The organism is Streptomyces milbemycinicus, from assembly GCF_002154605.1.
Taxonomy (GTDB): Bacteria; Actinomycetota; Actinomycetes; order Streptomycetales; family Streptomycetaceae; genus Streptomyces; species Streptomyces milbemycinicus.
In genome coordinates this window covers 1-19,437 of the sequence record NZ_MUNE01000042.1, presented here as the reverse complement: position 1 = coordinate 19,437, position 19,437 = coordinate 1, and the positions used below count along the sequence as shown (strand labels likewise).

The following is a 19,437-nucleotide window of genomic DNA, read 5'->3' as shown; positions in this document are numbered from 1 at the left end:
CAACAAGATGACCCAAGTCGAACGGCAGTCGTGGGACGTGGTCGTGATCGGCGCCGGCGGCGCCGGGCTGCGGGCCGCGATCGAAGCGCGCGAACAGGGCAAGCGCTGCGCCGTCATCTGCAAATCGCTCTTCGGCAAGGCCCACACCGTGATGGCCGAGGGCGGCATCGCCGCCAGCATGGGCAATGTCAATGAGGGCGACAACTGGCAGGTGCACTTCAGAGACACCATGCGCGGCGGAAAGTTCCTCAACCACTGGCGGATGGCGGAGCTGCACGCGCAGGAGGCCCCGGACCGGGTCTGGGAGCTGGAGACCTGGGGCGCGCTCTTCGACCGCACCCCCGACGGAAAGATCTCCCAGCGGAACTTCGGCGGCCATGAATATCCGCGCCTCGCCCATGTCGGCGACCGCACCGGCCTGGAGCTGATCCGCACCCTCCAGCAGAAGATCGTCTCCCTGCAGCAGGAGGACAAGGCCGAGTTCGGCGACTACGAGGCGCGGCTGAAGGTCTTCCAGGAGTGCACGGTCACCCGCGTCCTCAAGGACGAGGCGGGCGAGCGGGTCGCCGGAGTCTTCGGGTACGAGCGCGAGTCCGGCCGCTTCTTCACCATCGAGGCCCCCGCGGTGGTGCTGGCCACCGGCGGCATCGGCAAGTCCTTCAAGGTGACGTCCAACTCCTGGGAGTACACCGGCGACGGCCACGCGCTGGCGCTGCTGGCCGGGGCGCCGCTGGTGAACATGGAGTTCGTGCAGTTCCACCCCACCGGTATGGTCTGGCCGCCCTCGGTCAAGGGCATCCTGGTGACCGAGTCGGTGCGCGGCGACGGCGGGGTGCTGCGCAACAGCGAGGGCAAGCGCTTCATGTTCGGCTACATCCCGGATGTGTTCAAGGAGAAGTACGCCCAGACCGAGGACGAGGGCGACCGCTGGTACGAGGACCCGGACCACAACCGCCGCCCGCCCGAACTGCTCCCCCGCGACGAGGTCGCCCGCGCCATCAACTCCGAGGTCAAAGCGGGCCGCGGCTCCCCGCACGGCGGGGTCTTCCTCGATGTGTCCACCCGGATGCCCGCCGAGGTCATCAAGCGGCGGCTGCCCTCCATGCACCACCAGTTCAAGGAGCTGGCGGACGTCGACATCACCGCCGAGCCCATGGAGGTCGGCCCGACCTGCCACTACGTGATGGGCGGCGTGGACGTCGACCCGGACACCACGGCCGCGACCGGAGTGCCCGGCCTGTTCGCCGCGGGCGAGGTCGCGGGCGGTATGCACGGCTCCAACCGGCTGGGCGGCAACTCCCTCTCCGACCTGCTGGTCTTCGGCCGGCGCGCGGGGCTGCACGCGGCCCGGTACGCGGAGGAGACGGCCTCCTCGGGGGCGCTGCCGACACCGGACGACGCGCAGATCGACCTGGCGGCGGCCGAGGCGCTGCGCCCGTTCAGCGCCGAGGGCGGCGATCCGTCGAGCCGGGCGCCTCGGTCCACGGTTCCGGCCGAGAATCCGTACACGCTCCACCAGGAACTCCAGCAGACCATGAACGACCTGGTGGGCATCATCAGGAAGGCCGGCGAGATGGAGGAGGCACTGCACCGCCTGACCGCCCTGCGGGTGCGGGCGCGGCGCGCCGGGGTGGAGGGGCACCGGCAGTTCAACCCCGGCTGGCACCTGGCCATCGATCTGCGCAACATGCTGCTGGTCAGCGAGTGCGTGGCGCGCGCCGCGCTGGAGCGGACCGAGAGCCGCGGCGGGCACACCCGCGACGACTATCCGGAGATGGACCGCGAGTGGCGGCCGGTCAACCTGGTGTGCCGGCTCGCCGACCCCTCGGGCGAGCCCGCGGCCCCGGACGCGCGGCAGGGGCAGATCCGGCTGGAGCGGCGCCTTACCCCGCCCATCCGGCCCGATCTGCTCGGCCTGTTCGAGAAGGACGAGCTGGTGAAGTACCTGACGGACGAGGAGCTGACCCAGTGAGTGCGTACGAGGCCCACTTCAAGGTGTGGCGGGGCGATGTGGAAGGCGGCGGTCTGAAGGACTTCCATGTCGAGGTCAACGAGGGGGAGGTCGTTCTGGACATCGTCCACCGGATCCAGGCGACCCAGGCCCCGGACCTGGCGGTCCGCTGGAACTGCAAGGCGGGCAAGTGCGGCTCCTGCAGCGCCGAGATCAACGGGCGGCCCCGGCTGATGTGCATGACCCGGATGTCGGTTTTCGGCCGCGACGAGACGCTCACCATCACCCCGCTGCGCGCCTTCCCGGTCGTACGGGACCTGGTGACCGATGTGTCGTTCAACTACGAGAAGGCGCGCGAGGTGCCGTCCTTCGTACCGCCGGAGGGCCTGGGGCCGGGCGAGTACCGGATGTGGCAGGAGGACGTGGAGCGGTCCCAGGAGTTCCGCAAGTGCATCGAGTGCTTCCTGTGCCAGGACACCTGCCATGTGGTGCGCGACTTCGAGGACAACAAGGAGGTCTTCGCCGGGCCGCGGTTCCTGATGCGGGTCGCCGAGCTGGATATGCACCCGCTGGACGGGGCGGCCGAGACCGGACTCGACCGCAAGCGCACGGCCCAGGAGGAGCACGGTCTGGGCTACTGCAACATCACCAAGTGCTGCACCGAGGTCTGCCCGGAGGGGATCAAGATCACGGACAATGCGCTGATCCCGCTCAAGGAGCGGGCGGTGGACCGTAAGTACGACCCGCTGGTCTGGCTGGGCAACAAGATCCGCCGCCGCGAGTCCTGATTGTTCGGTGACGGGTCCTGACCGTTTGGTGGCGGGCCCGTCACCACATGCTCAGCAGCGCCTCCACCGAGTCCGGGCCCGACGACTGCCCGTTGGGCAGCGCCAGCTCGAACCAGACCGTCTTGCCGTGCGGCGTGCGCCGGCTGCCCCAGCCCGCGCTGAGCAGGCCGACCAGCTGCAGCCCGCGCCCGCCCTCGTCGGTGTCGCGGGCGCGGCGGCGCCGGGGCTGGACCAGGCCGCTGTCCCAGACCTCGCAGACCAGCGTGCGGTCCAGCAGCAGGCGCAGCCGGATCTCGCCCTCGCCGTACCGCAGTGCGTTGGTGACCAGCTCGCTCACCAGCAGCTCGGTGGTGTCCACCAGCTCGTCCATACCCCAGGACTCCAGCTGCTGCCGGGCCAGTTCACGGGCGCGGCCGACCGACTTGGGCTCGCTGGGCAGCTGCCAGTCGCCGACCGATTCCGCCGACAGGCCCTGCATCCTGGCCATCAGCAGGGCGATGTCGTCCTCGCCGTGGTGGGTGTCCAGGGTGCTCAGCACGTGGTCGCAGACGTCCTCCAGGGACACCACGCTGTCCGGCGTGTTGAGGGACGCGCGCAGGGCCTGCAGACCCTCGTCGAGGGTGTGGTCGCGGGACTCGACCAGGCCGTCGGTGTAGAGGGCCAGCAGCGCCCCGTCGGGGAGTTCGACCTCGATCTCCTCGAACGGTTCGCCGCCGACGCCCAGCGGCATCCCGGGCGGGACCTCCATCAGCAGGGCGGACTCGCCCGGTTCGACGAGGACGGGGGGCGGGTGGCCGGCGTTGGCGAACGTACAGCGGCGGGTGACCGGGTCGTAGACGGCGTAGACGCAGGTGGCGAGGTACACCTCGGCGAGGTCGGAGGAGCCGTCGGCGGCCTTGCCGCGGCGGGCGCGCGAGCCCGCCCGGCCTCCGGAGTTCGAGCCGCCGGGCGCGCCGAGCCCGCTGGCGATCTCGTCGAGCGCGGAGAGGACCTCGGCGGGCTCCAGGTCGAGCAGCGCCAGGGTCCGTACGGCGGTGCGCAGCTCGCCCATGGCGACGGCGGCGCGCAGACCGCGGCCCATCACATCGCCGACCACCAGGGCCGTGCGGTGGCCGGGCAGCTCGATGACGTCGAACCAGTCGCCGCCCACCTCGGTCGCCGCGTTGCCCGGCAGATAGCGGCAGGCGATATCGAGCCCGGCGGCTTCCGGGTCGCCGGGCGGTAGCAGGCTGCGCTGGAGTATCAGCGCGCGCTCGTGCTCTCTGCGGTAGAGGCGGGCGTTGTCGATGGAGACGGCCGCGCGGGCGGCCAGCTCGACGGCCAGGGCGGTGTCCCGCTCGCCGAAGGGCTCGCTGCCCTTGGTGCGGGAGAACTGGGCGAGGCCGACGACCGTGTCGCGCGCGACCATCGGCACCACGAGAGTGGACTGGAGCATCGTGCCCATCTCCAGGCTCTCGCCGCCGTCCCGGCCGGGGACGACGCGGGCGCGGGCGGTGCGCAGGGCCACGGCGCTGGGCGAGTTGAAGGGGTAGCGGTGCACCTCGCCGACCTGGACGGGCTTGGTGGCGCCGCCGGCTCCGTCGCCACCGGCTCCGCCACTGGACAGATAGCTGTCCCCGAAGCCGACCGGCCCGGCCGAGACGGCGCTGGCGAAGGCCACCCGGCGCAGTTCAGCGCTGCCGTCGGCCAGTCCGGACGGGGTCTCGTCGCCGACGAGCAGCCCCTGGTAGAGGTCCACGGAGGCCAGGTCGCAGAACTGCGGTACGGCCACGTCCAGCAGTTCGCGCGCGGTGGTCTCCAGGTCGAGGGAGGTGCCTATTCGGGCCCCTGCCTCGTTGAGCAGCGCCAGGTTGCGGCGTACGCCCGCGGCTTCCTGTTCGGCGCGGCGGCGGCCGGTGACATCGGTGGCAAGACCGGCGACGCCGATGGGCCGGCCCGAGCCGCTGTGCAGCCGGTACAGCGAGATGGACCAGCGGCGCCGCTCGGGGTTGCCGGGCACGGTGCCCACGATGGGCATATCGGTCAGCGACTGCCCGCTGTCGAGGACTTGGCGCAGGGCGGCGGCGAGCCGGTCGGCCTCACCGCGCGGCAGCAGGTCGTACGCGGAGGCGCCGCGATACGCCTCGGCGGGGCGGCCGAAAACCGTGGCAAACCGCTCGTTGACGCGAAGCATGCGCAGATCGGTGCCGAAGAGAAAGAAACCGAGCGGAGATTGACCGAAAACGGCCTGCGACGCGGCGAGGTCTGTCTCCAGCCCCCGTAGAGCCGTCACATCCACGGCGATACACAGGGCGGACCGCTCACCGTGCTCGGTCTCGGCCGGCATCACATAGACCTCGGCGATGCCATGCGCCTGCGGCGCCTGCGGGTTGTGATACGGAACGAGTCCGGTCCACTCCCTGCCGTCGAGGATGTCGGCGACCGTCCGGCGGCTGGCCTCGCGCAGCTCGGGCGGTACAAACGCCTCCACCGGGTCCTTGCCGATGGCCTCTTCGTGGCTGAGGCCAAGGAGCTCGGTGGCGCGCCGGCTCCACTGGGCGATCCGGCCGTCGGGCCCCAGCGAGAAGGAGGCGACCCGGATGTAGTCGTAAATCGAGCCGGGCGGGCTGCTCTGCCAGACCGACGGGGCGGAGGACAGGGAGGATTCCGGCGATCGGTACGGCACAGGCAAAGACCGCGAAGTCGACACAGGAGATGAAGAAGGCAAGGCGGGCTTGATTGGTGAACGTGATGATGAGGACGTACGGGACTTTGGCGACATCTGCGAACCAACCGCCTCCTCGGGCATATCCGCCCCCGCTGGCTTCTCGCTCATGCGCCCGTCCCCTCCGGCTCAGGTGCTCCGACCGGCTCTCAGATAGCGAGTATCCAGCACCTCGGCCATCCGGAGTACGGTCTTCACGATCACAGCACTATCTCAGCCCGCATTCAGGTTCCGTCCCGGCTTTTTGACAAGCGCTCAAGATCAGCGCTCACTCACACTCTTAACCGGGCAGAGCCAGCTCGAACCACACCGTTTTCCCGGTGGCGCCGGCCCGGGCGCCCCAGCGCAGCGCGCTGCGGGCCACCAACTGCAGACCGCGGCCGCTCTCGTCCTCCGGCGTGGCCACGCGCTCGCGCGGCGGATCGGTGAGCGGGTCGGAGACCTCGACCAGCAGGACCGGGCCCCCCGCGGCGCGTTCGCGACGGGCGTACATACGGACGCCGATCGGGCCGCTGGCATGGCGCAGCGCATTGGTGACCAACTCGCTCACCAGCAACACCGCCATATCGCCCAGCGCCGCCAGCCCCCAGCGCTCCAGCGCCTCGCGCACCTGGGAACGGACCACCCGGACGGCACCGGGCTCGGCGGGGACGACCCACTCGACGGAGCCGGGCCGGCCGGGCCCGGAACCAGCCGCTCCTGTGCCGTCCGTCACGCCGATCACTTCCCCCGACACGTCCAAGCCCCGCCGGAATGTGTGGATTCAGGGAGGTTAATCAGTACATACCCGATATCTGGGCGGCAGTACCGTCGACCGTCTTGACGGGTACATCAGCGCGGGACCGGACACGGGCTGCTAGGCGCTCAGCAGCCGCCGTACCGCCTCGGCCACCGCCGGACGGTCCTCGTCCAGCCAGTCGACCTCGTCCACGCGGTCGGGCGGCAGCCAGCGCAGCTCGTCGTGGTCCTCCAGCGGGCGCGGCTCACCGGAGCACAGCTCCGCGGTCCACACCTGGAGAACGTACCCGGGCTTGAGGGTCCACTCACCGGGCAGCCGCTCCAGCGGCCGCACCTCGACGCCCAGCTCCTCGCGCAGCTCGCGCACGAGGGTCTGCTGCGGCGTCTCGCCCGGCTCCGCCTTGCCGCCGGGCAGCTCCCAGCGGCCCGCGAGCTCGGGCGGGGCGCTGCGCCGCGCGGCCAGCAGCCGCCCCTGGTCGAACACCGCTCCGCCCACCACCATGCGCACTGTCATGCGCCGCACCCTACGGGAGTCCCCCGGGGGTGCGGCGCGGGCGATGACAAGGAAAGGCGGCGGCGGGAACGCGGGCCGGGGCCGCTCAGCGGGCCTGCCGGGAGGCCGCGGTCCGCTCGACGACGTAGAGCTGCTCCTTGCTCTGCGAGTCGAGCCGGTCGGCCACTTCCTGGGCCTCGGTCTTGGTGGCGTAACGGCCGACGCGATAGCGATTGCCGTTGTCGTCCTGGCGGATGACGAGCCATGGCAGGACGGCATTGCTGTCACTCATCGGTCCGCCCCCTCCAATCTGGCGCGCCTCCGCGCACGCCTCTGTGACTCCGGTAAGGAATTCCCGATCCGCATATGCCCGAGCCTACGCCCAACCTTCACGCACCGGATACGCCTTCTTACAACGAGGTACTCATCCGGCCAGCCGCCGGTCATCGGCGGCGCGGCCGGTCGAGGTGTCGCCTCGCCGAGGCGACACCCTCGTCCGGCCTGCACCATGTCAGACGCCCGCGGTTGCCTTCTCACGCCGGTCGTCGTCCGCCTCGCCCGCCTCGCCCGCGGCCTCGGCCTCGGCCTCGGCCTCAGCCTCTGCCTCGGCGGCGGCGGTCAGCTCCTGCTCGGCCTGCACCAGGGACGGGTTGCGCCAGGCGCTGCCCACGCCCCAGGCGTAGAAGAGCAGACCGATCACGGCCACGATCACGAAGTCCCAGCCGTCGGCCAGATCGCCGCGGCCACCGTACTTCTTACTGCCGAGAAACGAGACCAGCGCCATGACCAGCAGGTACGACACCATCCAGGCGCCCCCCATGAGGTGCGGCTTCAGCTCGGCCCACGGCTTGCGCAGCTCGTACCAGGCCCAGATCGGCAGACCGATGGCCATGATCAAGATGACCTTGCCGGTCAGCGGCCAGCGGGCCCAGTACAGGACGAGCGAGCCGAAGACCATCGCGACCGGCGCGACGATCGGCATCGCACGCAGCTTCACCGGGCGCGGCAGGTTCGGGGAGAGGCGGCGCAGTGACATCACGGCGACCGGGCCGGTGATGTACGAGATGACGGTCGCGACGGAGACGATCTCGGCGAGCGAGCCCCAGCCGCGGAAGACCGCGAGGAACGCGAAGGCGATCACCAGGTTGAGCACCAGCGCCGGGCGCGGGATGCCGGTCTTGGGGTCGACCCGGCCGAAGACCTTGGGCAGATGGCCGTTCTCCTGCACGCCGTGGATCATGCGGGAGGTGGTGGCCGCGTAGATCATGCCGGTGCCGGACGGGGAGATGAAGGCGTCCGCGTACAGCAGCAGCGCCAGCCAGTTCAGGCCCCAGGCGGTGGCCAGGTCGGCGAGCGGGGAGTTGAAGGACAGGCTCGACCAGCCGCCGTGCGACAGATCGGCGGCCGGGACCGCGCCCAGGAAGGCGACCTGCAGGGCCACGTAGATCACCAGCGAGATGAGGATGGAGCTGATGACGGCCTTGGGCAGGGACTTGCCGGGGTTGCGCGCCTCGCCCGCCATGTTGAGCGGGGACTGGAAGCCGTTGTACGCCCAGACGATGCCGGAGACCGCGACGGCGGTGAACACCGAGCTCCAGCCGTTGGGGGTGAAGCCGCCGTTGCCGCTGATGTTGCCGCTGTCGAAGTGGGCCAGCAGCAGGGCGCCCGCGGTCAGCGCCGGGACGACCAGCTTGAAGACGGTGATCGCGGTGTTGGTCTTCGCGAAGAGGGTGATCGCGAACCAGTTGAGGAAGAAGTAGAAGACCAGCAGGACGGAGGCGAGGATGACGCCGGTGCCGGTCAGCTCCTTCCCGTCGTACAGCTGCTTCGCCCAGCCGAAGTCCCAGGAGCTCATGTACTGGATGGAGGCGGTGGCCTCACCCGGGATCACCGAGACGATGGCGATCCAGTTGGCCCAGGCGGCCAGATAGCCGGCGAGCGAGCCGTGCGAGTACTGCCCGTACCGGACCATGCCGCCGGCCTTGGGGAACATCGAGCCGAGCTCGGAATAGGTCAGGGCGATGGTGAGGGCCACCACGGCGCCGATCACCCAGGCGAGAATGGCGGCGGGGCCGGCCAGTGACGCGGCTCGCTCGGCACCGAAGAGCCAGCCGGAACCAATGATGGAACCGAGGCCGACCGCGGTGAGCGACACCGTTCCGAGCGACCTTTTGTAATGCGAGTGGGAACCTTGTTCATTGCTCAACGTCCCTGACACTCCCTTCGTCCCCCATAGCTGTACCTGATGCAAACGGCCGTCATCGTACATACGAATTGAAGGGGTGCCTCACGAGTTTGAGCTGAGTTTGAGGTCCGGCTCTCACGGATGTGCACTGGAGTGCATCAGCGCAGGTCAATCGCTGGTAAAATCCATGAGAAGCATAAGTCAAGGCAGGCCGGGCGGGCCCTTCGCCGAATCTTTACGAGCCGGGCACGGGACTTATTAATCCCACCCGTAATCGCCTTTAACTCACCAGGGAAGCGGCAACTCTTCCGCAATGTTCGTGCCCAGCTGCCGCGAATGGGCCCGGATGGCTGAGTGACGCGAGTTGAGCACGATGTGCCGGTTTTAATGCAGTGGGCACGGACCTCAAATCTACCTCAAATTCCGACGAGCTCAAATTCAGCTCAAATCCTTATGTGAATAATGGAGTTGAGGAATGGCGGGTAGCGGCGCTCACGGCGGCGAACGGCGCGTCCGGCAAGCGGATGGGCCCGGCCCGTCAACGCACCGGAAGGTGGTACGCGACGCGGTATCGCTCGGCCAGCACCACCACATCGGCCGTCTCGACGGGACGGCCGCCCGCGAAGTACGTACGGGAGATGACGAGTACGGAGTGGCCCGGCACCCCGCCCAGCGTCAGCACCTCCTCCGCCCGGCCGGGCCGCGCGGAGACCTCCTCCGTCACGTTGTCCACCACGATGTCGATCGCGGCCATCCGCTCGACCACGCCACGCCCGGCCAGCGGCCCCTCCTCGGGCATCATCACGGGCGAGCGGCCGGTGACGGCAAGCGGCTCCCAGGAGGTGGAGATCATCACCGCGTCCCCCGCGGCCCGGAACACATACCGGGTGCGCATGACCCGCTCACCGGGCGCGATACACAGCCGCAGGGCGATCTCCCGCCCGGCCTCCTCCCGCTCGCTGCTGGACTCCCAGGTGCCGATGATCCGGTCGTCGGCCTGCTCCTGGCGGAACGGATTGGACCGGTCGCCGTCGCGGAAGCCCGTACGGATCAGACGGCGCGGGACGGGCCGCGCGCGCACATAGGTGCCGGAGCCGGACCGGCCCTCGACCAGTCCCTCGGCCATCAGCACCTTGCGCGCCTCGAGGGCGACGGTGTCGGAGACCCCGTACTCCTCACGGATCCGGGCCTGGGAGGGGAGGCGGGTGTGCGGTGGCAGCTCGCCGGTGGTGATCTTCTTCCGGAGGTCGTCGGCGACTCGGAGATATGCGGGCTGATCACCAAAGGCCACGAGCGCTCCCAGTGGTTGACAATCGGCAACAGCTTCGCAACCGAGGGTTGTCATCCGCAACTGAGGGCCAGAGCTTCACCGGAAGTGGTGAACTGCAGCTCAGAGACGTTTACTTCGACAACGACGCATAAGGTCGGTATCAATGACGATCAACGCCTGAGCATCGCCGTAAGGCAACGGTGCATCGCCGTAAGACCACCGTTCATCACCGCAACACCACCGAGCAAAGCCGTACACGCCCGTACACCGCCGTTCGCACCTCATCACCCTGTAGCCGTAGCTCTGTAGCCCCGTAGCCCTGTAGCCCTGTAGCCCGTCAACCGCCGTTCATCCGCCGGTCCCCCCACAGGAGCCCGCCGTGCGCACTCGCCCCACCCCGCGGCCACTGCCCGCCGCCCTCGCCCTGCTGCTGTGCGCCGCGTGCACCGGCGGCGCGGGGGCCAAGGACACCGCCGACGACGCCCCCGGGGCACGGCCCGGCACCGCAGGGGTCGGCGATCCGCTCTTCCCCAAGCTCGGCAACGGCGGCTACGACGTATCCCGTTACCGCCTCACCCTCGACTACGCCCCCGACTCCCACCGCCTCAAGGGCACCGCCGAACTCACCGCCCGCACCACCCGCGCCCTGACCTCCTTCCACCTGGACCTCGCCGGACTGCGGGTGCGCGAGGCCACGGTCGACGGCCGGCCCGCGAAGACCGCGCGCAGCGGCACGGAGCTGACGCTCACCCCCTCCGCCGCCCTCCCCAAGGGCCGTACGTTCAAGGCCACGGTCGTCTACGACGGCAAGCCGAAGACCATCACGGACCCGGACGGCTCGGAGGAGGGCTGGATCAAGTCGGCCGACGGGGCCGTGGCGGTCGGCGAACCCACCGGCTCCATGTCCTGGTTCCCGGGGAACCACCATCCCTCCGACAAGGCCGCGTACGACATCACCATCACCGTCCCCCAGGGCTACACCGCCGTATCCAACGGCGAGTTGGCGCAGCGCAGCGAACACGGCGACCGCACCACCTTCCGCTGGCACACCGGCGAGCCCATGGCGAGCTATCTGGCCACCGTCGCCATCGACGACTTCGACATCCACACCACGACCACCGACGGCACGCTCCCCCAGTACGTCGCCGTCGAACCCGAACTGGCCGACCGGGCCGCCGACGTCCCCGACCAGGTCACCGACGTCATCGACTGGGGAACCCGGACCTTCGGCCCGTACCCCTTCTCCTCCACCGGCGCGATCGTCGCCGACCTGCCCGACCTCGGCTACGCCCTGGAGACCCAGACCAAACCGCTCTACCCGTCCCCGCCCAGCGAGCCGCTGATCGTGCACGAACTCGCCCACCAGTGGTTCGGCAACTCCGTGACGCCCCGGACCTGGAAGGACATGTGGCTCAACGAAGGGTTCGCCACCTACGCCGAGTGGCTGTGGGAGGAGGACCACGACGGCCGCACCGCCCAGGAGATCTTCGATGACTTCTACGACGGCACGGACGACGAGAGCGAGGGCATCTGGGACTTCCCACCCGCCGCCCCGCCCAGCGCCGCCCGGGTCTCGGACCCGCCCGTCTACGGGCGCGGGGCGATGGTGCTGCACAAGGTGCGCGAGGCCGTCGGCGACAAGACCTTCTTCGCCATCCTGCGCGCCTGGACCCGGGACCACCGCCATGGCAACGCCGACACCGCGCAGTTCATCGCGCTGTGCGAGAAGAAGTCTGGCGAGGACCTCAAGGACCTCTTCGACGTCTGGCTGTACGCGAACGGCAAGCCGAAGAAGCCGTGACGCGAACGGCAAGCCGAAGCGGCCGTAACGCGATCGCCCCGGCGCGGCCTGGGCGAGGGCGTCCTCAGCGCCCCGCCCCGGGTGCCGCGATGGCGAGCACGCGGTCCCGCAGGACCGGAAGCTCCGCGCGGATCGCCGCGACCGCGTCCATCTCGACCTCCGCGGTCAGGATCTCCTCGTCGGCCCCGGCCTCGGCGAGCACCGTGCCCCATGGATCGACCACCAGGCTGCCGCCCGCCTGCTCCATCCCGCCGTGGGTCCCCGCGGCGCAGCACGCCAGGACGACGGCCTGCTCCTCGACCGCACGGGCGCGCACCAGGATCCGCCATTGTTCGCGCCGCCCGGCCGGCCAGGCGGCGGGCACGGCCAGGATCTCGGTCCCGGCATCGACCAGGGCCCGGAACAGCTCGGGAAACCGCAGGTCGTAGCAGGTGGCGAGGCCGAGCTCGCCGAGTTCGGTGGGAACCGTCACCACATCCCGCCCGGCGGCCATCCAGGCGGCCTCGCCGGTGTCGAAGCCATAGCGGTGGATCTTGCGGTACGCACCGCGCAGCGCCCCCGTCCGGTCGAAGACCAGCGCGGTGTTGTAGAGCGCGCCGTCGCCGTCGCGCTCGACCACCGTGCCCGCATGCAACCACACGGCCGCGGACCTGGCCGCGGCCGACATGGCGCGCAGGGTCGGCCCGTCGGTGCTGATGGGCTCGGCGCCGGTCTGCCAGTCGTCGTAGGCCCAGGCGCCCGTCGTCCAGAGCTCGGGCAGTACCACGACGTCGTCGCCCGCCCGGCCGCGGACCAATGCGGCGGCGCGTGCCCGGCGGTCGTCGGCTGATTCCGCGTCCGAGACCGAGAGCTGGACCAGAGAAACGCGCATCAATGTCATTGTCCCAGCCCGGCTTACAGCCTGCTACCGCACAAGCCCAAGGACGAGAGCCGCGACAGCCAGCCCCAGATACCCCACGGGAAACGCGATGTTGTGGAAGACGCGCCTGCGCATATGCGCCCCGACGGCACCGACGAAGAACAGCACCAGCCCCACCGCGGCGGCCACCCCGATGAACCGGACCCCCACAAGCCCCAGCAGCAGCCCGGCGGCCCCAGCGGCCTTGAGCGCGGCGAGCCAGGGGATCCAGCCCCGCGGAACACCCACTTCCGCCGAGTTCGCGAGCACGAACTCCGCCTTCGCCAGATCCGCCACCGCGATCCCGGCATTCGCCACGATCGCGACGACGGTGACGGCCACGTACACGCTGAACACGCGCGCCCCTTCCTCTCCGTCCCTGCCAATCTGTCCCCGCCGACCAGCCTCGTCCGGGCTCGGAGCGCCGTCCAATACCCGCCTCCATAACCTGGCGGCATGGACATCGACACGCGGTTGCTGCGCTACTTCGTCGCCGTGGCGGAGGAAGGGAACCTCACCCATGCGGCCCGGCGGCTGTTCGTCTCCCAACCCGCGCTGACCAAGCAGATCAAGCAGCTGGAGACCCAGCTCGGCACGGCGCTGTTCACCCGCTCCCGGTCCGGTATGACCCTCACCGAACCGGGCCGCGCCCTGGCCGAGCGGGCACCCGCCCTGCTGGCCGGCTGGGACCAAATCCTCCGCGAGACGAAGGCCGCCGCGAGCCGGGCCGCCCGTGTGCTGCGCGTCGGCTTCGTGGCCAGCGGAGCCAATGAGGCGACCCAGCCCATCGTCGCCGAGTTCTCCCGCCGCCGACCGGGCTGGCGCGCCCAGATGCGGCAGGCCTCCTGGGCCAACCCCTCAGCGGGCCTGTCCGACGGAGAGGCCGACGTCGCCCTGGTGCGCCTCCCCTTCCCCGGCCAGGACACCCTGCGCGTGACGCCCCTGTTCACCGAACCCCGCTGCGTCGCCCTCGCCGCGGCACACCCTCTCGCCACCCGCGACGTGATCCCCTTCCGAGACCTCTGGGACGAACCCTTCGTCGCGGCCCCCGCCGAATCGGGCCCCTGGCGCGACTACTGGCTGGCCGCCGACGAACGCGAAGGGCACCCGGTCCGCATCGGCGCCGTCACCGACCAGCCCGACGACTGGCTCAACGCCATCGCCAACGGCTACGGCATCGCTCTCGCCCCCGAATCCGCCGCCCGCTTTTACGCCCGCCCCGGCGTCGTCTACCGCCCCGTCACCGGAGTCAGCCCGAGCCGGGCCGCCGTCGCCTGGACCCCGGCCGACGACGACAATCCGGTCGTCCGGGACTTTGCCAACTGCTGCCTGGAGGTGGGGTCCAGCGGCTGCACGGTTGCGCTTTAGATCCGCTTAAAGGCGCTCCGGCACCTTTGGCCCCCTATCCAAATCCATAGGAGTCGCGGAAAACGGGCGACGAAGGGGGAGTGGGCAATGCGGGAGCAGACCAGACGTTCCGTGCTGCGCTCGGCGGCGGCGGTCGGTACCGGGATCGGGATCTCGGCCGCCGGGACCGCGGGGGCGACGGGGGCGCAGGCAGCGGGCGCGGCGCACCACCGGCTGGGACAGGAGGACACCTGCCCGCCGCCACTCGGCCCCGTGCGGGTCGGCAGCAAGGATCAGCGCTACTACGAGCTGGTGCGTCGTGGCACCAACGCGCGCTACACCGGATCACCCGATCAGGTGCGCATCGTGGGCAGCACCGAGCACGTAGAGGAGGCGGTGCGGGACGCGGTACACGGAGGTCTGCGCGTCGCGGTGCGCAGCGGCGGGCACTGCTTCGAGGACTTTGTCGACAATCCCGAGATCCGGATGATCATCGACATGTCCGGAATGACGGCTGTCTACTTCGACCCGGAGCGGAACGCCTTCGCGGTCGAGGCGGGCGCCACGCTCGGGGAGGTGTACCGCAGGCTGTACCTGGGCTGGGGCGTGACCATCCCCGGCGGCTGGTGCCCCTCGGTAGGCGCGGGCGGCCATGTGCAGGGCGGCGGCTTCGGCACGCTGAGCAGACTGCACGGGCTCACCGTCGACCATCTGTACGGGGTCGAGGTCGTCACCGTGGACGGCAGCGGGCGGGTGCGCACGGTCGTGGCCACCCGCGAGGACGGCGACCCGCACCGGGACCTGTGGTGGGCGCACACCGGAGGCGGCGGCGGCAACTTCGGGGTGGTGACCCGCTACTGGTTCCGCTCCCCCGACGCCGGCGGCTCGGACCCGGCACGGCTGCTGCCGAACCCGCCGCGGCATGTGTTGACGTTCAGCGCGGCGTGGCGCTGGGAAGACCTCGACAAAGCGGCGTTCACCCGGCTGATGGAGAACCACGGCGCCTGGGCCGAGGCCAACAGCGACGCGGGCTCGCCCGCCGCCGCGCTCCACTCCGACCTCCTCCTGATGCCGGCCGTGCTGGGCGCCCCGTACATCATGGGCCAGGTCTCCACCGAGTCGAACGCCGAGCGGCTGATGCGCGACCACCTCGACGCGATCAGCGCGGGCACCGCGGCCTACTCGCTCACCCGGCTGAGGAAGGAAGTGCCCTGGCTCCAGGCCGCGCTGATCGGCACCGGGGAGGGCGTGAGCCGCCGCTATACGAAGATGAAGTCGGCCTACGCGAAGAAGACGCTCAGCCGCCCCCAGATCGAGGCGGCCTTCTCGCACCTGACTGAGACCGACCCGGGTCGCGTATCGGGCGTGATGACCCTGTCGACGTACGGCGGCAAGGTGGGAGACGTCGCCCCGGATGCCACCGCGTACGCCCACCGGGGGACCCGCATCAAGATCGGGTACGTGACGGTCTGGCCCAGCCCCTCGGACGCCGACGCGTACGAGGCGGGCGTCAGGAACTTCTACCGGGCTGTGTACGCCGACACGGGCGGCGTCCCCGTCCCGAACGAGATCAACGACGGGGCGTACATCAACTACCCCGACGCCGACCTGCGGGACCCGGCCTGGAACACCTCGGACACGCCGTGGCATTACCTCTACTACAAGGACAACTACCGGCGTCTGCAGCGGGTGAAGGCCCAGTACGATCCCACGAACGCCTTCCGCCACCGCCTGTCCATCGAGCCGGCCTGAACCGATCGGCGCGGCGCCGCCGCCGCAAACAGCCGGCACGGGATTCGCGACACTGCCATCCGCTGCTCACAGCGGCCAGGCGGTCAGCAAATCGCCGGGGCCGTAGGTGGCATCGAGGCCCGGGCAGTCGACTCCGCTGCGCGAGACCGCCATGACTGGAACGGGTTCGCCGGTGAGGGCGGCCCGGTGTCGGTGGAGAGCTGCCAGGTCATGCCGGTCGAAGGGGGACTGCTCCAACCACTTGATGGAGCCGACGAAGAGCAGCTCCTTGGCAACAGGGGCGCGGTCCGCCCCGACGATGTCGATTTCGACGCCGTTGGTGCGGGTCCAGTAGCCGCCCACTGCGGGGGCCGCGGGCAGCCCGTCATCGGGCAGTATCCGCGCCAGGGCCTCGCGGAGAAGGGGCTCGACGGCTCGGCCACGCCAGCTGGTCCAGCTCTCCCGGATCCGCGCCAACGTCAGATCGCCCCGCCCTCGCTCGATCTCCTCCATGGACGGGCCGAGCAGATGCAGCCAGAACCGCAGATAGGGATCTGTCACCCGGTAGCGGCGATCCTTCGACGGACGCAGCGACACGGGCAGTTCCGCGGCGACGATCCGCTTGTCCGTGAGCAACTCCAGCGCTCGCTGCAGGGGCGTGGCCCCGATACCGCCGGCCGCACGGGCGATGTTGGTAAAGGTTCGCTCGCCACTGCCGATGGCCGCCAGCACCGTACGCGCCTGAGCCTGCGGAGGGAACTCGGCAGCCAGCGAGCGCTCGGCCGACACCAGCAGGGCCGAGACCGGGTCACTCAGCGCCTCGCCCAGGAAGTCCCAAAGCCCCGCGCCCCGCGGCCACTCCGCGCAGATCAGCGGCAACCCGCCGGTGACCAGCGCGGCGTCGAAGGCTTCCGCCGGATCCAGCCCGAGCATCTGCCCCACCTCGGCGGGATTGAGCGGTCCCAGCACCATCTCCCGGCCGCGCTGATGGAAGGGTCGTCCGTAGCTGTTCAGTGCCTCCATCATCGACAGATCGGAGCCGATGAGGACCAGCAGCACTGGTTTGGTTTCCAGCACCCGATCCCAGGCCCGTTGCAGCATCCCCTCAAAGGCGCCATCGGTGTCCATCAGGTACGGCACTTCGTCGATGACCAGCACGCTCGCCCGGTCGGCGGGCAGCGCCGCGGCCAGCACGTCGAACGCGGCATCCCAGCTCTCCGGCCGCGCGGCGGCTACCAGCCCCGCCAACGGCAGCGTCGATACTTGGGCGTCCCGGGCCAGCCGTGCCAGATCATCCCTGGGGGACGCGCCGGTCGCCGCATAGAACAAGAAGGGCGCTCCGGAGCGCTCCGCAAACCGCTCGACCAGTCGCGACTTGCCCACCCGGCGCCGCCCACGCAGCATCACGCAGGTTAGCACCGGCGTCCCCATAAAATCCCAGCACGATCCCAGCACGGGAAAACTAAGGGCCCGACTCCGAGGAGTCGGACCCTTTCTGACCTGCATGTTTGCCAGATCAGCGATGTGGTGATAGGTCAGCCGCTACACATTGAAGCGGAACGTCGGGAACAGCGCAGTCACCTGCGGAAACGGCAAATCCGGCCGGACCATCCAGGGCCGATCCAGCAACAAGCATGGAATCGCTGGATCACCCCACCGGCCCCACCGCCCGTCAGGGGCTCAGCTGCCACAGGGCGTCCATGGGCAGAGCCCGGATCCGGTCGCCGAACGGCAAGGTCTGCTGTCCCGTATAGAGGACGTAGCCGGCGACGAACCGGTCCCCGAGCAGGTTGGCGAGATTACGCAGCCCCGAGAGGTCCTCGGTGCGCACGGTGGCCCCGGCCTTGACCTCAATGCCGATCACGTCGCCTCGCGGCGTCTCGATGACCGCGTCTACCTCGACCTTGTCCTTGGTCCGATAGTGGAAGAGGCGGCCTTGCTGTTCGGACCAGGTCAGCTGGCGGGCGAGCTCCATGACGACGAAGTTCTCCAACATGGCACCGGCCGCGCCGTCGGGCTCAGCGAGCCGGGCGGCGTCCTGGCCCGTCAGATGGCAGGCGATCCCGGTGTCGACGAAGGCGAGTTTGCCAGTCCCCACCGTCCTTCCCGTCAGCCCGGAGGTCCAGGCCGGAATGGTCTTGATCAGAAAGACTGAGGTAAGCAGTTCCAGGTAGCGCACCAGCGTGGTGCGGGGAATACCCGAGGCGGTGGCGAGCGCCGCAGGGACCAACAGCCCTCCAGTCCGCCCGGCAAGGAGACCGAGGAGTTTCAGGATCTCGCCGTGCCGCTCGATACTGGCGAGCTCCAGCACATCACGTTCGACAAGCGTCGAAAGATAGGCGTTGAAGAACGCGGTCCGGCGCCGGGGCGTGCGCTTGACGGCCTCGGGGAATCCGCCGACGACCGCGCGGTCCAGATAGTCGCGCTTACGCAGAGCGGAGGTGCAGCTGAGGCCGGGGCCGTGAGTGAACGCCGCGTCGACGAACCGGTCCGGACCGCCGCTGATCTCCCCTTGCGAGAACGGCCACAGTTCGATGACCTCCATACGGCCGGGCAGCGCATCCGGCAGCGTCCGCATGGCAAGGATCCGCGAGGATCCGGTCAGCAGGAAGCGCCCCGGCGTCGGATCGAGGTCGACGGCCACCTTGATCGCACGGAGGAGTTCCGGCGCAAGCTGGATCTCATCGATGAGCATCATCGAGTCGTGCTCGACGAATCCCGTGGGATCGTCCATCGCGGCACGCAGGGTCGCCGCGTCGTCGAGCAGACGCAGGACGGGGTCGCGGCGACGCGCGGCGGTCAGGCGGGTCAAGGTCGACTTCCCCGCCTGACGGGCGCCGTTGACCAGCACCACGCGTGTGTCATCGAGCGCTTCCGCGACAAGGCTCTCGGCATGGCGCCGAACCAGATCATTGCGAGTTGCCATGCATCACAGAGTGCCACCACCGCCAAGATCAATGGTCATTTAGACGGACCCCTTGTGGACAAACAGCCGATAGGGCGGTGGGCATTCGGACGGACGATGGCCCATCGATCACTCAAGCGACCGACAGCTGAAGATCCTGAGCGCCAAGCAGCTCGGCGAGCAGCTGCCAGGCAACGGGCACGTCACCGCCACCGCAGCCGCCCTCAGCCCGGGCCGCCCCGCACAACAGTCGGCACGCGAAGAGTGAGCGGCGCCTCCATCATCGACAGATCCGAGCCGATGAGGACCAGCAGCACCGGCTTGGTTTCCAGCACCCGGTCCCAGGCCCGTTGCAGCATCCCGGTGTGGCCGATGCGGCAAGGTCTGCTGTCCGGTGTAGAGGACGTGGCCGGCGACGAACCCCAGCAGATTGGCGATCGGGGAAGTGGGGTGCGTCCCCGCGTCGTCCGGTGCAGGGCACCTTCCGGCGGTAACTGGGGGAGCATCGCAGGGCGGAGGCTGCGACATCAGCGGCTGCCGCCGCGGGCCCTCGTACTGGGCGCTGCGGTCGATATGCCTCCCCCAGCTACCGCTGGGGGAGGCATATCGACCGCAGCGCCCAGTAC

At 69.8% G+C, this 19,437-nt stretch carries 16 protein-coding genes; 5 read left to right on the top strand and 11 right to left on the bottom strand.

What is annotated here, in order from left to right; all coding sequences use genetic code 11:
* The first annotated feature begins 7 nt into the window (after positions 1–7).
* Together CCN51_RS03470 and CCN51_RS03465 are read left to right on the top strand one after the other, a co-directional pair.
* Positions 8–1,972 (top strand): fumarate reductase/succinate dehydrogenase flavoprotein subunit, encoded by a 1,965-nt coding sequence (locus CCN51_RS03470; protein WP_014176731.1) that lies wholly within the window; start codon positions 8–10, stop codon positions 1,970–1,972.
* Positions 1,969–2,739, top strand: a complete 771-nt coding sequence (locus tag CCN51_RS03465; RefSeq protein ID WP_014176732.1) for a succinate dehydrogenase/fumarate reductase iron-sulfur subunit — start codon at positions 1,969–1,971, stop codon at positions 2,737–2,739. The genes CCN51_RS03470 and CCN51_RS03465 overlap by 4 nt, the downstream gene beginning before the upstream one ends.
* Before the next feature lie 40 nt (positions 2,740–2,779).
* Here CCN51_RS03465 and CCN51_RS03460 read toward each other — a convergent pair whose 3' ends face one another.
* The 6 genes from CCN51_RS03460 to CCN51_RS03435 form a co-directional block, all read right to left on the bottom strand.
* Entirely contained in the window at positions 2,780–5,554 is a 2,775-nt protein-coding gene (locus CCN51_RS03460; RefSeq protein WP_043486879.1) for a SpoIIE family protein phosphatase, read from the bottom strand.
* Positions 5,555–5,723: 169 nt separating this feature from the next.
* A complete protein-coding gene (locus CCN51_RS03455) occupies positions 5,724–6,167 on the bottom strand; it encodes an ATP-binding protein (RefSeq protein WP_014176734.1) in 444 nt (147 codons plus the stop codon).
* A gap of 132 nt (positions 6,168–6,299) precedes the next feature.
* On the bottom strand, positions 6,300–6,695 hold the full coding sequence (locus CCN51_RS03450) for a (deoxy)nucleoside triphosphate pyrophosphohydrolase (protein WP_043486881.1): 396 nt from the start codon (positions 6,693–6,695) through the stop codon (positions 6,300–6,302).
* A gap of 85 nt (positions 6,696–6,780) precedes the next feature.
* On the bottom strand, positions 6,781–6,966 hold the full coding sequence (locus CCN51_RS03445; RefSeq protein WP_014176736.1) for an SPOR domain-containing protein: 186 nt from the start codon (positions 6,964–6,966) through the stop codon (positions 6,781–6,783).
* A 219-nt stretch (positions 6,967–7,185) separates the two neighbouring features.
* Positions 7,186–8,880, bottom strand: coding sequence for an APC family permease (locus tag CCN51_RS03440; RefSeq protein ID WP_086859241.1), 1,695 nt, complete (start codon positions 8,878–8,880; stop codon positions 7,186–7,188).
* A gap of 517 nt (positions 8,881–9,397) precedes the next feature.
* Entirely contained in the window at positions 9,398–10,150 is a 753-nt protein-coding gene (locus tag CCN51_RS03435; RefSeq protein WP_014176738.1) for a GntR family transcriptional regulator, read from the bottom strand.
* A gap of 358 nt (positions 10,151–10,508) precedes the next feature.
* Between CCN51_RS03435 and CCN51_RS03430 the strand changes: the two genes are divergently transcribed.
* Positions 10,509–11,930 carry a M1 family metallopeptidase gene (locus CCN51_RS03430; RefSeq protein WP_014176739.1) on the top strand — a complete coding sequence of 474 codons (1,422 nt, stop codon included), beginning with the start codon at positions 10,509–10,511 and terminating at the stop codon, positions 11,928–11,930.
* 64 nt (positions 11,931–11,994) lie between these two features.
* On the opposite strand, the gene CCN51_RS03425 is transcribed toward CCN51_RS03430, so the two are convergent.
* Both CCN51_RS03425 and CCN51_RS03420 read right to left on the bottom strand, forming a co-directional pair.
* Positions 11,995–12,801: a nitrilase-related carbon-nitrogen hydrolase gene (locus CCN51_RS03425; RefSeq protein ID WP_014176740.1), complete on the bottom strand. Its 807-nt coding sequence runs from the start codon at positions 12,799–12,801 to the stop codon at positions 11,995–11,997.
* Positions 12,802–12,834: 33 nt separating this feature from the next.
* The gene (locus CCN51_RS03420) at positions 12,835–13,185 is read right to left on the bottom strand and encodes a DoxX family protein (RefSeq protein WP_014176741.1); all 351 of its coding nucleotides are present in this window, start codon (positions 13,183–13,185) and stop codon (positions 12,835–12,837) included.
* Positions 13,186–13,284: 99 nt separating this feature from the next.
* Here CCN51_RS03420 and CCN51_RS03415 point away from each other — a divergent pair, with 99 nt between their 5' ends.
* The gene (locus tag CCN51_RS03415; protein WP_014176742.1) at positions 13,285–14,196 is read left to right on the top strand and encodes a LysR family transcriptional regulator; all 912 of its coding nucleotides are present in this window, start codon (positions 13,285–13,287) and stop codon (positions 14,194–14,196) included.
* Positions 14,197–14,283: 87 nt separating this feature from the next.
* Complete coding sequence (locus tag CCN51_RS03410) at positions 14,284–15,927, top strand: FAD-binding oxidoreductase (RefSeq protein WP_014176743.1); 1,644 nt, start codon at positions 14,284–14,286, stop codon at positions 15,925–15,927.
* A gap of 66 nt (positions 15,928–15,993) precedes the next feature.
* Here CCN51_RS03410 and CCN51_RS03405 read toward each other — a convergent pair whose 3' ends face one another.
* From CCN51_RS03405 to CCN51_RS59120, 3 genes are all read right to left on the bottom strand, one after another.
* Positions 15,994–17,337 carry an ATP-binding protein gene (locus tag CCN51_RS03405; protein WP_245881570.1) on the bottom strand — a complete coding sequence of 448 codons (1,344 nt, stop codon included), beginning with the start codon at positions 17,335–17,337 and terminating at the stop codon, positions 15,994–15,996.
* A 241-nt stretch (positions 17,338–17,578) separates the two neighbouring features.
* Positions 17,579–18,832, bottom strand: a complete 1,254-nt coding sequence (locus CCN51_RS03400) for an ATP-binding protein (protein WP_055413942.1) — start codon at positions 18,830–18,832, stop codon at positions 17,579–17,581.
* A gap of 203 nt (positions 18,833–19,035) precedes the next feature.
* The gene (locus tag CCN51_RS59120) at positions 19,036–19,170 is read right to left on the bottom strand and encodes a hypothetical protein (RefSeq protein ID WP_014176746.1); all 135 of its coding nucleotides are present in this window, start codon (positions 19,168–19,170) and stop codon (positions 19,036–19,038) included.
* Positions 19,171–19,437 lie beyond the last annotated feature (267 nt).

Bases quoted from the DNA above. Each gene is read 5' to 3' on its own strand.
- CCN51_RS03470 (WP_014176731.1), top strand. From the start codon at position 8: ATGACCCAAGTCGAACGGCAGTCGTGGGACGTGGTCGTGATCGGCGCC.
- CCN51_RS03460 (WP_043486879.1), bottom strand. From the start codon at position 5,554: ATGAGCGAGAAGCCAGCGGGGGCGGATATGCCCGAGGAGGCGGTTGGT.
- CCN51_RS03450 (WP_043486881.1), bottom strand. From the start codon at position 6,695: ATGACAGTGCGCATGGTGGTGGGCGGAGCGGTGTTCGACCAGGGGCGG.
- CCN51_RS03445 (WP_014176736.1), bottom strand. From the start codon at position 6,966: ATGAGTGACAGCAATGCCGTCCTGCCATGGCTCGTCATCCGCCAGGAC.
- CCN51_RS03425 (WP_014176740.1), bottom strand. From the start codon at position 12,801: ATGCGCGTTTCTCTGGTCCAGCTCTCGGTCTCGGACGCGGAATCAGCC.
- CCN51_RS03415 (WP_014176742.1), top strand. From the start codon at position 13,285: ATGGACATCGACACGCGGTTGCTGCGCTACTTCGTCGCCGTGGCGGAG.
- CCN51_RS03410 (WP_014176743.1), top strand. From the start codon at position 14,284: ATGCGGGAGCAGACCAGACGTTCCGTGCTGCGCTCGGCGGCGGCGGTC.
- CCN51_RS03405 (WP_245881570.1), bottom strand. From the start codon at position 17,337: ATGGGGACGCCGGTGCTAACCTGCGTGATGCTGCGTGGGCGGCGCCGG.
- CCN51_RS03400 (WP_055413942.1), bottom strand. From the start codon at position 18,832: ATGGCAACTCGCAATGATCTGGTTCGGCGCCATGCCGAGAGCCTTGTC.
- CCN51_RS59120 (WP_014176746.1), bottom strand. From the start codon at position 19,170: ATGCTGCAACGGGCCTGGGACCGGGTGCTGGAAACCAAGCCGGTGCTG.